General features: G+C 40.4%; 18 protein-coding genes. 8 read left to right on the forward strand and 10 right to left on the reverse strand.

Annotation, left to right across the window (positions count from 1 at the left end):
* The first annotated feature begins 6 nt into the window (after window positions 1–6).
* The 6 genes from PASHI_RS14560 (at window position 7) to PASHI_RS14585 (ending at window position 7515) form a co-directional block, all read left to right on the forward strand.
* On the forward strand, window positions 7–735 hold the full coding sequence (locus tag PASHI_RS14560) for a transglutaminase-like domain-containing protein (protein WP_016708231.1): 729 nt from the start codon (window positions 7–9) through the stop codon (window positions 733–735).
* Entirely contained in the window at window positions 728–1627 is a 900-nt protein-coding gene (locus PASHI_RS14565) for a cation diffusion facilitator family transporter (protein WP_016708232.1), read from the forward strand. The genes PASHI_RS14560 and PASHI_RS14565 overlap by 8 nt, the downstream gene beginning before the upstream one ends.
* Before the next feature lie 45 nt (window positions 1628–1672).
* Window positions 1673–2035, forward strand: a complete 363-nt coding sequence (locus PASHI_RS14570; RefSeq protein WP_016708233.1) for a hypothetical protein — start codon at window positions 1673–1675, stop codon at window positions 2033–2035.
* Between the two features lie 69 nt (window positions 2036–2104).
* The gene (locus PASHI_RS14575; protein WP_029216105.1) at window positions 2105–3433 is read left to right on the forward strand and encodes a TolC family protein; all 1329 of its coding nucleotides are present in this window, start codon (window positions 2105–2107) and stop codon (window positions 3431–3433) included.
* 2 nt (window positions 3434–3435) lie between these two features.
* Window positions 3436–4350, forward strand: coding sequence for an efflux RND transporter periplasmic adaptor subunit (locus PASHI_RS14580; protein WP_016708235.1), 915 nt, complete (start codon window positions 3436–3438; stop codon window positions 4348–4350).
* A gap of 54 nt (window positions 4351–4404) precedes the next feature.
* Window positions 4405–7515: an efflux RND transporter permease subunit gene (locus PASHI_RS14585; protein ID WP_016708236.1), complete on the forward strand. Its 3111-nt coding sequence runs from the start codon at window positions 4405–4407 to the stop codon at window positions 7513–7515.
* A 91-nt stretch (window positions 7516–7606) separates the two neighbouring features.
* On the opposite strand, the gene PASHI_RS21875 is transcribed toward PASHI_RS14585, so the two are convergent.
* Together PASHI_RS21875 and PASHI_RS22440 are read right to left on the reverse strand one after the other, a co-directional pair.
* Window positions 7607–7798 carry a cupredoxin domain-containing protein gene (locus PASHI_RS21875; RefSeq protein WP_227006812.1) on the reverse strand — a complete coding sequence of 64 codons (192 nt, stop codon included), beginning with the start codon at window positions 7796–7798 and terminating at the stop codon, window positions 7607–7609.
* A 5-nt stretch (window positions 7799–7803) separates the two neighbouring features.
* Window positions 7804–7965: a recombinase family protein gene (locus tag PASHI_RS22440; RefSeq protein WP_353956868.1), complete on the reverse strand. Its 162-nt coding sequence runs from the start codon at window positions 7963–7965 to the stop codon at window positions 7804–7806.
* A 656-nt stretch (window positions 7966–8621) separates the two neighbouring features.
* Between PASHI_RS22440 and PASHI_RS14590 the strand changes: the two genes are divergently transcribed.
* Entirely contained in the window at window positions 8622–9143 is a 522-nt protein-coding gene (locus tag PASHI_RS14590; protein WP_008109672.1) for a DUF305 domain-containing protein, read from the forward strand.
* Between the two features lies 1 nt (window position 9144).
* Window positions 9145–9876 carry a MauE/DoxX family redox-associated membrane protein gene (locus PASHI_RS14595; protein ID WP_016708238.1) on the forward strand — a complete coding sequence of 244 codons (732 nt, stop codon included), beginning with the start codon at window positions 9145–9147 and terminating at the stop codon, window positions 9874–9876.
* Between the two features lie 216 nt (window positions 9877–10092).
* Here PASHI_RS14595 and PASHI_RS14600 read toward each other — a convergent pair whose 3' ends face one another.
* The 8 genes from PASHI_RS14600 to PASHI_RS14635 form a co-directional block, all read right to left on the reverse strand.
* Window positions 10093–10443, reverse strand: coding sequence for a hypothetical protein (locus PASHI_RS14600; protein WP_062566151.1), 351 nt, complete (start codon window positions 10441–10443; stop codon window positions 10093–10095).
* Between the two features lie 50 nt (window positions 10444–10493).
* The gene (locus PASHI_RS14605) at window positions 10494–10865 is read right to left on the reverse strand and encodes a hypothetical protein (protein ID WP_019677951.1); all 372 of its coding nucleotides are present in this window, start codon (window positions 10863–10865) and stop codon (window positions 10494–10496) included.
* 10 nt (window positions 10866–10875) lie between these two features.
* Window positions 10876–11298, reverse strand: coding sequence for a hypothetical protein (locus tag PASHI_RS14610; RefSeq protein WP_062566152.1), 423 nt, complete (start codon window positions 11296–11298; stop codon window positions 10876–10878).
* Window positions 11282–11947, reverse strand: coding sequence for a methyltransferase family protein (locus PASHI_RS14615; RefSeq protein WP_016708241.1), 666 nt, complete (start codon window positions 11945–11947; stop codon window positions 11282–11284). Before PASHI_RS14615 ends, PASHI_RS14610 begins: the two co-directional genes overlap by 17 nt.
* Complete coding sequence (locus tag PASHI_RS14620) at window positions 11940–12275, reverse strand: DUF2933 domain-containing protein (protein ID WP_016708242.1); 336 nt, start codon at window positions 12273–12275, stop codon at window positions 11940–11942. The genes PASHI_RS14615 and PASHI_RS14620 overlap by 8 nt, the downstream gene beginning before the upstream one ends.
* A gap of 9 nt (window positions 12276–12284) precedes the next feature.
* Complete coding sequence (locus PASHI_RS14625) at window positions 12285–12638, reverse strand: cupredoxin domain-containing protein (protein ID WP_045979597.1); 354 nt, start codon at window positions 12636–12638, stop codon at window positions 12285–12287.
* Window positions 12639–12649: 11 nt separating this feature from the next.
* Window positions 12650–14893: a heavy metal translocating P-type ATPase gene (locus PASHI_RS14630; protein ID WP_045979598.1), complete on the reverse strand. Its 2244-nt coding sequence runs from the start codon at window positions 14891–14893 to the stop codon at window positions 12650–12652.
* Window positions 14894–14994: 101 nt separating this feature from the next.
* Window positions 14995–15408, reverse strand: coding sequence for a MerR family transcriptional regulator (locus tag PASHI_RS14635; RefSeq protein WP_045979599.1), 414 nt, complete (start codon window positions 15406–15408; stop codon window positions 14995–14997).
* Window positions 15409–15681: the final 273 nt, after the last annotated feature.

Consider the following 15681-nt stretch of genomic DNA (forward strand, 5'->3'; position numbering starts at 1 on the left):
TGGATAATGAGTGCTAATTATTTAGAGAAAACACAAATATTAGACTTAGATGATCACAGCATCCAATCTCTAATAGCAGATCGGAATTGGAATACAATGGATGAATACAACACAATAGGAGCTGCTTACACCTTTGTTAAAGATGAGATTCAGTTTGGTTACAACCGCAGCGATGATATATCTGCGAGTGAAGTTTTAGCGGATGGCTATGGACAGTGCAATACCAAGGGAAACTTGTTAATGGCTCTATTCCGAGCGCTTGGTATTCAGTGCCGATTTCATGGTTTCACGATTGACCAACAGCTTCAGAAAGGCGCTATTCCTTCTTATGTATTTTGGCTTGCCCCAAAATCCATTATCCATAGCTGGGTAGAAGTGCTCTATGAAGGTAAGTGGATCAATTTAGAAGGCTTCATTCTCGACGAAGCTTACCTAAGTTCAATTCAATCCAAATTCAGTCAAGCTAAAGATAATTTTTGTGGTTATGGAATAGCTACTACCTGCATAAGTAACCCAGAGACGAACTGGGTTGGTAAAGATACTTATATTCAAAAAGAAGGCATACACGACGACTTTGGCTTTTATGACTCACCCGATGAATTCTATGCTGAGCAGGGAACCAATCTAACGGGTATTAAACGTTGGGCGTACCAAAACTTTATCCGTCATATCATTAATTGGAATGTACAAAGGCTTAGAAGAAAAAATGTAACCGCCGAGGCTCAACATGCATAACCACTCTCACGGTCATGATCACCCTCACAATGATGAGGACGCTTCGAGACGCATTGGCTGGGCTTTTTTTCTAAACCTCACGTTTACCATCATCGAATTTATCGGAGGTTGGTTAACCAATAGTACGGCAATCATGGCAGATGCTATCCATGATTTAGGAGATAGCATCTCCATAGGCACCGCATGGGGATTAAATAAGCTCAGTAACAAGCCTGCCTCTAGCCAGTTTTCATATGGTTACAAGCGCTTTTCATTGCTTGGCGCATTGATTAACGGTTTGGTATTAACTGTTGGTTCTGTTTTTATACTAATTGAGGCCATACCAAGATTAGCTAACCCCGAAATGCCTCAAGTCGAAGGAATGCTTTTATTAGCTATTTTTGGCATGGTGGTAAACGGTTACGCTGCCTATAAGCTAAGTCATGGAAAGACCTTAAATGAACGAGTTTTAAACTGGCACTTGCTTGAAGACGTTTTAGGTTGGATAGCTATATTTATTGTATCAATCGTATTGATGTTTGTTGAATGGCCCATACTCGATCCTATTTTATCAATTGGGTTTACCCTTTTTATTTTATTTAATGTTGTAAGAACACTGAAAACGACACTTATGCTCTTCTTGCAAGCGACACCAGATATTGATCTTATTGAAAATATTAAATCGAAAATAGTTTCTAAAGCCATTGTGGGTGAAGTACATCACTTACACATCTGGTCACTTGATGGTGAACACAACGTTTTAACCGCCCATATTGTTTTAAACACTGAAATATCTAACGAAGAGCTGAAATCGTACAAGCTAGAGTTGCGACAGGAGCTTAAAGAGTTTGATTTTGCTCATACAACAATTGAAATAGAGTTCATAGACGAGCAATGTCGTGACGCAAGCTAAACGATAGTGTTAACATTGGCATAACTAAGAGATAGTTGAAACGAAATGAATATTAAACAATTCCCTGCATACATCATGATAGTGCTGATATTACTTCAGTCATTTTCTGCTGTGGCAAAAGTTGCTGATGTTCATATTGTTGATTCCGAGCATATAAAAACCGAGCATGTTCATGCTTTAGATGACCACATTTCTTCTGAAAAATTAATACAATCATCAGCAGATAATGACCAACACAACCCCGCTGATTGTCATCATTGCGGACACTGCAATGGCTCGCATGTACAGTTTGCTACGCATGTTTACATCAGTAGAGACATTGATTTCAAATCAAGTCAGGTATTTGATTATTTAAAAGTAGTCATTGAAGCTCCCCCTTCCAGATTACTTCGACCTCCCAAAAGTTAGTCCTTTTATTTAATTGGCGCGTTAGGCGGTGAAGCCAACGCTCGTTTCATAAAATAAACAGGACAAAATATGAATATGTCTTATTTTAAGGCCCCCGTACTTGCTTGGAAGAAAGTAAAACGGTTGCTTCTGTTGTCGTTTTTAGTGACAACTAATAATGTATTTGCAAATGACTTAACTGTTGATTCAGTTTCATTGTCAGAGGCAATACAACGAACACTTGCAAACAACCCACAGCTAACAGCTTTTAAATACAAACAAAAGCGTTTAGACGGCGAGTTAGCTACCGCAGGGTTAAAACCTGAATATAACGTCAGCGCTGAATTGGAAAACTTTGCAGGTACAGGTGATGTATCTGGATTCAGCGACGCTGAACTTACCTTATCAATATCTTCCGTGGTGGAATTGGGAGATAAGGTAAATAGCAGAAAGCTTTATGTTAATGCCCAACAGCAAGCAATAGCTGTTGAAAAAAGAATACAAACACTCGATATTTTGGGTGAAGTAGCAGCTCGCTATATCGATGTTTTGACGTTACAGCAAATCATGCTCGTCAATGAAAATGCAGAAAAGCTAGCACGAGAAACCTATCAAACTGTCTCCAAAAAAGTTCGTGTTGGTTCGGCACCGTCATCAGAGCAAAAACGAGCTGATGCAGCTTTAGCAACAGCTCGACTAAAGACGCTAACCATTTCCAAGCAGTTAGAGGCCAGTGTTCGTAAGTTAGCTATTATGTGGGGAGAACAATCACCGCAATTCTCTCGTGTATCAGGCGATTTATTTGCACTTCCCAAAACAATATCACTCGAATACATCATGGCTCAACTTTCTCAAAGTCCTCATATATTAGCTTATGCAGAGCAATCGAGAATTCAGCAAGCTCAATTACAATCAATCAACGCACAAAGCCACGCTAATATAACGTGGAGCGCAGGTGTGAAAAGACTTGAAGGTAGCAATGAGACTGCGTTGGTTGCAGGAATTAGCGTCCCTCTGTTTACGAGTGATAGAAATAGAGGCAGCTATCAATCTCAAAAAGCAAAACTCGATGAAGTTGAGCAGCAACGGAAAGCCAGTGAGCGAGCAATTTACAGCCAATTAGCGACATTTTATGCGGCTCAGGAAGAGGCTCGCCTTACGGTTGAAACCTTACAAACCAGTATTATTCCGCCTCAAGAAAGTGCTTTGTCATTAGTGCAAAAAGCCTATTCGGACGGGCGCTTTAGTTATTTAGAGCTAGTTTCAGTTCAAAAAGAGCTTATTGAGATGCAATATGCGCTTATTTTTGCCGCAAGTGAGGTTCACAAACAAAGCGCCTCCATTGAGTCCTTATCAGGCATTCCATTAATTTCTTCCGGCAATACAGAAAGCCAACTTTCAAGCTTTATTGAGAATTAATCATGAAAAAGAAAAATATATTAAATTCACCAATCAGCCTTTTCAAATTAATGCTTGTTGCTGTAATTGGTTTCACCTCCATCACGACCTCAGCCAGTGAAGAACACAAAGATGAAATAGTCTCTATGTCTGTTGAGATGGCTAAACAAAACAGCATTGAAACAGTAGCAGCAACTAGCGGTGTTATTCATAACGAAGAAGTTGTATATGGAAAAATCGTTGCCGATCCTGCCTCACTTGCGCACGTTAACGCTAGATTCGATGGTGTTATTAAGGAAGTAAAAGTCAATCTCGGCGAAGAGGTCAAAAAAGGTGAAACGTTGGTAGTGATTGAATCCAATGAGAGCTTAAATCAATATTCGATAAAAGCACCAATGTCTGGGCGTATAGTCGCTAGGCAAGCCAATATTGGCGAGCTTACAAATGGTGAAAACTTGCTGACAATAGCCAATTTTGACGTGGTTTGGGCACAACTATCAGTGTTTCCTACTCAGCTAAGTAAGGTTAACGCTAACCAGCAGGTGCTAATTCATAGCACTGAATTTAATCAAAGTGCGCAAATTAGCTATTTAACACCATCACTAAACGACAAGCCATACTCATTGGCATTTGTAAAATTGGATAACAAAACCAACAAGTGGCCGCTTGGCACTGTAATTAAAGGTGCGGTTACGACCAGTCAACACTCTGCTCCAGTTGTTGTGCCAAAAGGAGCCATTCAAGAGTTTGAAGGCAAAGATGTTGTTTTTATTAAAGAAGGCAATGAATACCACCCTAGCGCCGTAAAAACTGGCGCTTCAGACGCTATCAATATTGCTATCATCGACGGTTTGAACGTCGGCGAAAGTGTGGTTGTAAAGAACAGTTATCTGCTAGTTGCTGATCTAAAAAAATCGGAGGCTGGACATGAACACTAATCTCCGACCTTTTTGTCCTCTACATATTGGCTTCAGTATTATCGAGGTGAAAATATGATCGCTTGGATACTAGAATTATCTATCCGTAGACGTGGTACTATGTTGCTTATGGCCTTGTTTATCATCGCTTTAGGAATATGGAACTATCAGAAGCTACCTATTGACGCTGTGCCAGATATAACCAATGTACAGGTACAAATAAACACGCAGGCTCAAGGTTATTCACCTTTGGAAACAGAGCAACGGATTACGTTTATCGTCGAAACGGGCTTGGCAGGTTTACCTAAGCTGGATTATACCCGTTCACTTTCTCGATATGGCCTGTCGCAAGTGACTGTTGTGTTTGAAGAAGGCACAGATTTGTATTTTGCCAGAAACCTAATCAATGAGCGACTTAGCGCAATTAAGGAGCAACTACCGTTTGGCATTGAACCAGAAATGGGACCAATTGCTACGGGCCTCGGTGAAATATACATGTACAGTATAACTGCCGACGAAAGTGCAAAGCAGAATAATGGCTTACCCTATGATGCGATGGCGTTAAGGGAGATCCATGACTGGGTAGTGAAACCACAACTTGCATTGGTTAAAGGGATTACGGAAATCAATGCAATTGGTGGCTATAAAAAGCAATACCATATCAATCCCGATCCGTTAAGGATGTTGCACTTCGGTATTACCAGTGAAGCACTATCAAATGCAATAATGCGAAATAATGCAAATCAAGGGGCTGGATTCATCGAAAGAAGCGGACAGCAAATTCTTGTTCGTTCACAAGCTCAGTTGCAATCTATTCAAGACATCCAAAACGTCATTATAAAAAGCGACGACGGCACACTTGTAAAAGTTAAAGATGTCGCCGAAGTTGCGATAGGAAAAGAGCTAAGGACAGGAGCTGCATCACTGGAAGGCAAGGAAAGTGTGATTGGCACCGCAATGATGCTGGTAGGAGAAAATTCACGCTCGGTGGCATTGGCTGTTGGTGACAAGCTTAGTGAAATCCAAAACAGTTTACCTCAAGGCGTGTCCATAGTTCCCTTATATGACAGGACAACTCTGGTTGATAAAGCAATTAGCACCGTACAGAAAAATCTTATTGAAGGTGCATTACTGGTTATCTTCGTATTGTTCCTATTACTGGGTAACATACGCGCCGCTTTGATTACCGCCGCAGTAATTCCTTTGGCAATGTTGGCAACAATCACGGGCATGGTTCAAAGCAAAGTCTCTGCGAATTTAATGAGTCTGGGAGCCTTAGATTTTGGATTGATTGTCGATGGCGCGGTAATAATCGTTGAGAACTGCATTAGGCGGTTAGCAGAAAGCCAAAAACGAAATAGTTCTGTCATTTCCCTGAAAGAACGCCTAGACATTGTTTATTCTGCTACCAATGAGGTTATACGACCTAGTGTTTTTGGCGTATTGATCATAACGATTGTCTATTTACCTTTGTTTACCTTATCGGGTGTCGAGGGCAAAATGTTTCATCCGATGGCCGCAACGGTGATAATCGCTCTATTGTCTGCAATGGTATTTACCTTCACGCTAGTCCCCGCTGCGGTTGCTTTATTCTTGAAAGGCAAAATCAGCGAAAAAGAAAGTCCAGTAATTGTCGGCGCTAAGTCAGTTTATAGTCCTGTTTTGAAGTGGGCTTTAAAACTACGTTGGCTAGTTGTTTGCGGCGCTGCTTTACTTGTGACATTTAGCATATTACTTGGTAGTAAATTAGGATCTGAATTTGTTCCTCAACTTAATGAAGGTGACATTGCACTGCACGCGATGCGTATTCCGGGCACGGGTATTGACCAAGCTGTAGAAATGCAGAAGGTACTTGAACAACAAATTATGAAATATGATGAAGTTGTTACGGTGTTTTCAAAAACGGGCACAGCAGAAGTTGCGACAGACGCGATGCCGCCAAATGTGACTGATACTTTTCTGATATTAAAGCCGAGAGAGCAATGGCCCGACCCTAATTTAACGAAAGAGGATTTTGTTGAAAGGCTGGAAAAAGATCTCAGCTCTATTCCCGGCAATAATTATGAGTTTACTCAACCAATTCAGATGCGATTTAACGAATTAATTAGCGGAGTAAGAGCTGATTTAGGGATTAAGCTCTACGGTGATGATCTATCCCAACTTGTCATTTCTGCACAAGAAGTTTTGGCTACACTCAATACAATTTCAGGTGTTGCTGATGCGCGGCTCGAACAAGTTGATGACGTGCCTATCTTTACCGTTAACCCCAAGCCTGAAGCATTAGCGCTATACGGGTTGGATGCAAGCGACTTACAGTCTTGGTTAAAAACAGTCGTGTCAGGTGAAGGCGCAGGGTTAATATTCGAAGGTGATCGTCGATTTGAAATTGTAGTTAGATATCCTGAGCTGTTGAGAGCCAACCTTGATCAGCTAGGTAATTTGCCAATCGCGACAGAAAGTGGTGAGTTTGTACCTGTAAGCGAAGTTGCAGAGTTAAATTATACGACAGTTCCAAGTCAAATAAGCCGAGAAAATGGTAAGCGACGAATTGTAATTACAGCAAATGTTAGAAACCGAGATCTAGGCTCATTCGTACAAGAGGCACAGCAAAAAATTCAACAAAATGTTGAATTGCCTGCTGGTTATTGGCTTGAGTACGGCGGAACATTTGAGCAACTTGAGAGTGCAACGCAAAGATTATCCATCGTAGTACCTGCCACATTGTTTGTAATTTTGACACTGCTTGTCATAGCATTTAGTTCAATAAAAGATGCCCTGATCATATTTAGTGGTGTGCCTTTAGCACTTACAGGCGGCGTATTGGCTTTGTGGTTAAGAGACATGCCTCTTTCAATTTCTGCTGCTGTTGGATTTATCGCTCTTTCAGGGATAGCTGTATTAAATGGACTGGTGATGCTGTCATTCATTAAACAGCGATTACTTGAAACAGGAGAGCTAATAAACTCAATTATCGAAGGTGCAACTATCAGGCTTCGCCCTGTATTAATGACCGCTTTGGTTGCTAGCTTAGGTTTCATTCCTATGGCATTAAACGTCGGAACTGGGGCTGAAGTTCAGAGGCCATTAGCAACGGTGGTAATTGGAGGGATTATTTCCTCTACTTTACTTACTTTAGTTGTTTTGCCTGTTCTATATAGAATTGTTTACAGTAAATACAAATCTTAACTTTAATTTAGAGGCTTCTCGTAATGTTTTCGAGAAGCCTTTTGTTAAGTTACTTTTGCTCGTTCAGGTGTGTAAAAAGACCTATTTAAAACTAAATTACTTTTAAGACGCCGCGATACATTTGTATCTGACAATGAAACTCATGCTCTCCCTGTGACAAGTTTAATAAGGTAATTTGAGTAATTTCATTTAACTTAAGCTGTTCGCTTATATCCAATGAAGGAATAAGCATTATTTCAGCGCAGGGGGATTGCTCTTTATGACCGTTATGAACGCACGTCATTATTGCTAATTGCGCAGATTATGAATGAAACTGGTAAACGGATTATCATTTTTTGTACTGACAGAACCATTAATAATCTTTGAACAATCGCCCCGTTTGTGAGTACTTTCAATGTCCTCAAGAATAGACTTTAATGATCGGCCTAGCCGATCAAGGCGAGTAACTATTACCTCATCACCCTACCTGATGAAATCGATTAGCTTCTTTAACTTTTTTCATTTCTAACCGAAGTACCAGACACATTGCCTTATAATATTTTTTTACAACCATAATAGCCCAACTGAACAGTTGAGCATTCAAATCTTGTTCTCTAGTAGATACTCTTGCAAAACCACTTTCATGTGTAGGAAACTTTTAGCTTTCGGACATGAACGAGATAAAAGATCAATATTCGTTCATTTAAAAAGTGAAATAAATGACAACTCTAACTATCAAGATTAATTCTTCCACATGCTTTAACTGTGTCTTCACTTGTACACGAGCTTACATTTGTTGAAGCTCAGCTTGTAGTACTTTGAGTTCCCACATTAGATTGTTAACTAAAGCCAATTCCGCCTGTGTCTATCACAAGTTCAAAACTCAAACTCTAAATATAAGCTGATTTGATCTCCTTCAAAGAAGATTTTTTGCCCATAAACTCTTACACCGAAATGTGTAGATTAGTACTGATTCACAATAATTGCGCTGAAATTGAGTCAATCGTATTACAAATACTCTTATTGATACTGGCTCATTACTTGCAATTTTTCGAGAACATGACCACATGTAGAGAATAATAGGCTAACAGTGGGAAATATTTACACTATCAATGTAAGGATTACTTATGAAATACTCAAGATTTGCTGCAATGATCATCACCTCAACCATTGCTATGTTTGTCATGATGTATCTCAACACTTACGCAGTATCACATATATGGTTTAGTGAAACGCGTATCTATATGGCGTTGTATATGGGAGCAGGTATGGCAATGATCATGCTGGCCTTTATGCTTGGCATGTACAGTAACAAGAAGCTCAACATGGCTATTTTTCTATTGGCGACAATACTGTTCGCCATATGTCTTTATCTTGTTCGCTCTCAAAGCACAATTTCTGACACTGCCTACATGAAAGCGATGATTCCTCATCACTCCATTGCTATTCTTACTAGTGAGCATTCAACTTTGGAGGATGTACGCGTGCGTGAATTGGCAAATGGTATTATTAAAGCCCAACGAAAAGAAATAAAAGAAATGGAATGGCTGATTAAGGATATTTCTGAAAATGGAAAGGTCAGCTCACAAGCTCAGGCTGAGCAACGACCGCTCCCAAAGTTTGAAGGCACACTGAACAAAGGAGACTAAGATGACTAAGACAGCTACCCTGTACAGAATGGTCACTGACGAACATATCTGCCCCTATGGTTTAAGGTCGAAAGATTTGCTGGAGAGGCAAGGGTATGATGTAGAAGATCATAAGCTCACGTCAAGACAACAAGCTGATGACTTCAAAGATAAGCATGATGTCAAAACTACGCCACAAACCTTTATTGAAGGAAAGCGTGTCGGAGGATACGATGACTTAAGAGAGTATTTTGGTAAAGATGAAGCAGGTCAAACTGGCACAACCTACACGCCAGTTGTAGCCATTTTCTCGATAGCTGCACTTCTTGCTGTCGCATCTCAACATTTTGCTTCCGGCTCATTTATCTCCATCAGAACACTGATGCTATTTATAGCTTTTTCAATGACGCTCTTAGCGGTGCAAAAACTGAAAGACCTATACAGTTTCACAAATTCGTTTATTACTTATGATTTACTAGCGATGAGATGGATAAGATATGGTTATATTTATCCCTTCATTGAAGCATATGCAGGTATTGGTATGGTTGCCCAACTACAGCCTCTCGCAGTGGCACCATTTTCATTGTTTATCGGCACAGTTGGAGCAATTTCAGTTTTCAAAGCCGTTTACATTGACAAACGCCAGTTAAAGTGTGCCTGTGTAGGCGGCGATAGTAGTGTGCCACTTGGATTTGTATCGCTATCTGAAAACTTATTTATGATCGCGGGAGCATTGATTATGCTGCTGATGTAAAGGTATAGCTCTATTCGGCGGCTCCTTAACTGTTAAGATTAGACCTAGGATGCCAGCCCACACCTTTCTAATCCATATGTAACATTTTTTCTGTCGTACTGGCATCAAGATAACCAGAACTGAGCAAACAATCTCAAAGGTTGTACAAAATAACACTAAAGCTTTTTCATTAAGTTTTATTGTTATGCTCTTGTGGTGGCTTTCGCCACCACTTTATTAGTTTTCAAGTTCCACCATATCTTTCGCTGCAATGTCACCAGACACTAGCTTTACAGTTGCGAAATGATCATTCACAATTTTAGTAATTTGTACCGTTCCTACCTTTTCGATAGTGTAGGGATCGTCACCTTCACTCAATACTATTCTTTCATGGAATCTAATAACACTGTATTTTTGCCCAACCTCTGCGCCATGCTTAGCACCAATACAGATTAGAGTTCGATTATCAGAACTTTCTACTACCTGACCTCTCATCATGTATTTATGATAAAAAGTGGTATTAGAACAACCCACTAAATATAAACCGAATGTAAGCAATAAAAGAGCTTTTATATAGGGTGTTTTCATCACTGTTACCTCATTTGACTAACTAATTATCTATACACTTTTTTATGAATTCATTTGTTTTTCCGGCCAGCCCCCGAAGGTGCTTGATGACAACTCCAAGGCTTATGAACAGAGTTATCTTTGATGTTCTGATCAACAAATTTATAGTAACTTTCTTTAGTATGTGTCCACCAATCATCATGAACATCTGCGCCATACTTACGGATTACCTCCTCAATCCCATCAAGGCTTACGTTTGCGGCATCATAGGCAAGGTGTATTTCACCTTCTTTGATGTTGTAACTAACTTCATCTATACCAAAAAGCTGATCTATTTCTTTTACTAACTCGTCACAGCTTTCTTCTGTGACATTGCTAAGCTTTAGATTTCGAACAACTAAATTTTGCTCTCTAACGCCAACTCTATGATCTAAATCGCTCATAATTTTTCTCCTAATGTTTGTGTGAATGCTGTTGATTGCTATCTTTCATTTCTTCCATTTTCCGGTTCATCTGCGGCATCATGTTCTCCATCATTTCTAAATGATGTTCAGTCATCTTGATTTGTTGATGCATTGGCATTTCTTCCATATTTTTGTGCATGGATTGCATCATCTTCATCATTGAACGGTGATGTTCAACCATCATCTGCTGTTGCTTGTCAGGATCTTTTTCAGTTTTAATGGCATGGACTTCCTTTTTCATTTCCATCATTTTTTTATGCATTTCTCCCATGTTCTCATGTGGTATTGTCATGCCTTGATGCATATCAGCTTTGTTCGCACCTTCATGTTTATGCTCATTGTTTTGGGCAAATGAGCTAGTGGTTATCAGTAGTGAACTAATAAATAAAATTGATTTAGTTAACGTTTTCATGATTTTTACCTTCTACACTTTTATTAAAACTTGGGATCCAACTTGGTGTCGATTCCATATACCTGTGGTACTCCGAACCAAATTCAGCAATCGCCTGTGCTTCTTCGCGTTTCGCTAGCTTGACGTAAACAACGACTAAGATCGGAAACATCGCAAGTGTTGGGATTGTCGGCCACTGCAATAAAAAGCCGAACATGATTAGAATGAAAGCTACATACTGTGGGTGGCGACATCTTGCATACCATCCAGTTGTAGCCAATTGATGATGTTTTTGCGCGTGATGCAATACATTCCATGCTGAAGACAACATAAAGAAACCTGCAACAATAAACACCATACTCACTATATGAAATGGGTCCCAATGGGCATCACCTTGAAATCCAAAGAAAGTATGTAATAAATGCCCATTTTCATGCGCAAAGAAATTTACTTCTGGATAGGTCTCCGTCAGCCACCCCGACAGAAAATAGATAGTTAAAGGAAAGCCATACATTTCAGTAAATAGGGCAACAATAAAGGCAGAGAACGCGCTTAGACTTCTCCAATCAGTTGATGTTTTTGGTTTGACAAAACTAAAGGCAAAAAAGATAAAAATTGCTGAGTTCAGTATCACCATTGACCATAAGCCATAATCATATGTTTCATTCATCACTGCTCTCCTTTTTATGTGATTCCTTACGTGCCTTTTCTAAGCCTTGTATGTAGCCATCGCGATAGGCTGCATTTTTATCCGTGAGTTCTTGAAAGCTCTCTTCCTTTTTTTCATCAGGCGCATGTGAATGATCGTGACCATGTTTACCATGACTGCCATGCATAAATACGTGCATCAAGGGGCATAGCAATAAAATCAAGTAGGGAAGAAATTGCAGCGTATGTTGACCATGCTCAAGCACTAAGAAGTAGGTCACTGCGGCAATAAGTGCCAGTGCAGCCCAGCCTGTAGGTGTTGACCAAAAATTAGGGTGTTGATTTTTCATATTGCCCTCCTAAACGACTTTTAAGACACCGCGATACATTTGCATCTGACAGTGAAACTCATGCTCTCCCGGTGACAAGTTTAATAAGGTAATTTGAGTAATTTCATTTAACTTAAGCTGTTCGCTTATATCCAATGAAGGAATAAGCATTGTTTCAGCGCAGGGGGATTGATCTTTGCGTATAAACTTCAAGGTAACAGGTTGGCTAGCAGACACCTGAATTGAGGATGGGGAATACACGCCATCCCTCACTTCAATGAGTACTTCATTACCTTGAACGATTGTTTTATTGGGTTTATATAGCCAAAACCACCAAACAATCAGCGCGATTAACATTAAGCCTAATAAGTTAATTAACATCATCGCTCTTCTCCTTAATGCTCTTTTGCTTTAAAAAAGCGAAGTCGATTTGCATTTGACACCACAGTCAATGACGAAAACGCCATTGCAGCACCTGCAATTACAGGGCTAAGCAGAATGCCAAAGAAGGGATATAGAACCCCCGCAGCAAAAGGAATCCCAGCTACGTTATAGACAAACGCGCCAAACAAGTTTTGTTTGATATTTCGTAAAGTAGCTTTGCTTACCGCTATGGCATCGGCAAGGCCATGAAGTGAACCACGCATTAGGGTAATGTCAGCACTTTCGATAGCTACATCAGTCCCTGTGCCTATGGCGAAGCCAACATCGGCTAACGCTAGCGCAGGAGCATCGTTGATGCCATCTCCTGTCATACCAACAATTTCGCCACTGCCTTGTAGCTCTTTCACCTTGTTGGCTTTATCTTCTGGCAGCACCTCAGCAAGAAATTCGCTAATACCTGCTTTTTTGGCAACAGCGGCAGCGGTTTCCTTGTTATCACCTGTTAACATGATGACGCGTATACCATTAGCCTGAAGCCGTTTGATAGCAGAGATTGAGTCTGACTTAATGGGATCTGCGACAGCAATGATTGCGGCAAGTTCACCATCTACAGCAAAGTACATAGGTGTTTTGGCTTCTTTGGCTAAAGACTGGGCTTTTCCAACAAAGCCTGTGAGGTCTATGCCTTTTAACTTCATTAGTTTATCGTTACCAAAAAGCAGGACTTTATTGTTACAGTTTGCTTCTACACCAAAACCCGTAATAGCATTAAACGATTCAATTTTTAGTAACTCAATATCCTTATCTAAAGCACTTTCAACAATCGCTTGCGCTAAAGGGTGCTCTGAGCCGCTTTCTAAACTTGCTGCAAGCTGTAGTACGTCTTTTTCGTCAGTAGCTTTTGCTAAAACAATATCGGTTACCTTAGGTGCCCCTTCAGTAATAGTGCCCGTTTTATCTAAAATCATGGCAGTGATTTTAGAGGCGGTTTGCAGTGCCTCACCGTTGCGAATAAGTACTCCGGCTTCTGCTGCTTTTCCTACTCCCACCATGACAGACATAGGCGTTGCCAAGCCTAAAGCACACGGGCAGGCAATAATAAGCACAGTAGTTGCTGATACGATAGCAAAAGCAATTGCTGGCTCAGGGCCAAAGTTAAGCCATGCTAACGCACTTAACACCGAGATGATCATGACTACAGGAACGAAATAGGCGGAAATAACATCGGCCAAGCGGCCAATCGGCGGTTTTGAATTTTGCGCTCGTTTCACCATATTGATGATCTGTGCAAGCGCCGTGTCTTTACCAACGCGTGTCGCTCTAAATAAAATCATGCCTGATTTGTTCAAAGTACCAGCGACAACCTCATCTTCTTCGGCTTTTTCAACAGGCATAGGTTCGCCTGTCAGCATGGACTCATCAATAGAGGTGTGTCCTTCCAATACAACGCCATCTACGGGAATTTTTTCACCCGGCTTTACTTTCACAACATCATGAAGCAAAACCTGTTCGATACCTATCTGAACCTCTTTATTATCACGAACTACAGTTGCCGTTTTGGCCTGCAAGCCGATAAGACGTTTAATGGCCTCAGAGGTTTTACCTCTGGCTTTTATTTCTAATGCTAGACCTAAATCAATTAAGCCAATGATCATGGCGGTAGCTTCAAAATAGACATGTCGTGCCATCAATGGAACGGCGTCAGGTGCAAACACAACAACCATTGAGTACACCCAAGCTGTACCTGTTCCCAAAGCTATTAGTGTGTCCATATTAGCGGAGTGGTTTTTAAAGCTTTTCCAAGCGCCAACATAAAAATGCTTACCTGAAAAATACATAACACCAAAAGTTAAAATACCGACAACCAGCCAAGACATGCGTTCAAGGTTTGTTTCAACTGTCATTTCTCCAACTACAATGCTGTAGATCATCAAAGGAACGCCGAGTGAAAGGGCAATAAACGTATCGCGCATTAGCTTTTTGTAATATGCCCAATCCGCCGCCTCTTTCTCGTCAAGCGCATCTGTTGCTGAGCTATCATCAATTGGCTTCGCGTTATACCCCACTGACTCAACAGCTTTGATCAATTCTTCTGTCTTAGCTGTCCCAGAAACTGTTACAGTCCTATCAGCAAAATTCATTTCTGCACTGACGACTCCATGAGTTGCCTTTAACGCCCCTTCAATTTTGCCTACACAGCTAGCACACCCAGCGCCTTCAATGATGAGCTGTTGGCTTTGTGATGTTTTTTCCAACGTATTCTCCTTACTTTTACACGAAGAGGATTGAGTTTTTGCCTGACAGCAACAGCCTGATTCGGTTTCTATATTTGTATTAGTAGTTACCATTTTTCCTCCTATGCCTTTTTAATTTGTTCAAAGTTTTCGATGAGATGACAAACCATGTTTGCAGTCGGCGCTTTGTCTTCCATTTCTTCCCATTGAGAAAGCGCTGAAGACATTTTCCCTCGAAGTGCCAACATTGCTTGAAACTGTTTTTCTGTTTCTTCAAGCCGCTCTTTGATGAGGCTTCTGACTAATGGGCACGCACTTGTACCATCTTCAGATTCATTAAGAATTTGCTTGATATCAGCAACGGAAAAACCAAGATTTCTGGCACTTAAAATGAACTTAAGTCTCGATACTTCTTTATTCGAGTATGACTTGTAGCCGTTCACTGACTTAGCAGGTTTTAACAGTCCCAATCGCGTGTAATAGCGCACCGTATCAGCAGTCGTTCCAAGGCTTTTTGACAGTTCTGCTACTTTCATATTTACTCCTTAGTTTTTCACCTAAGTTTGTACTCTCACCTACAGCTTAGACCTGTGTCTAAGACACAGGTCAAGTACTAATTCTAGTGAATAAGCTAAAAAATAATTTTTTGGTAAAAGAGAAATCTCGGCCAAAATCGACAGCATTAAGTACTGTAAATGGCAATAGTTTGAGAATTTTCATAGTGCCTTCAAAATATCGTACTAATCGTTCAAAACAATTGATTATTTAAATCAATGAATAAGTCATTCTATTTTTGATGGGAGTGGCGA

The sequence above is a fragment of the Pseudoalteromonas shioyasakiensis genome, assembly GCF_001550135.1.
Classification (GTDB): domain Bacteria; phylum Pseudomonadota; class Gammaproteobacteria; order Enterobacterales; family Alteromonadaceae; genus Pseudoalteromonas; species Pseudoalteromonas shioyasakiensis.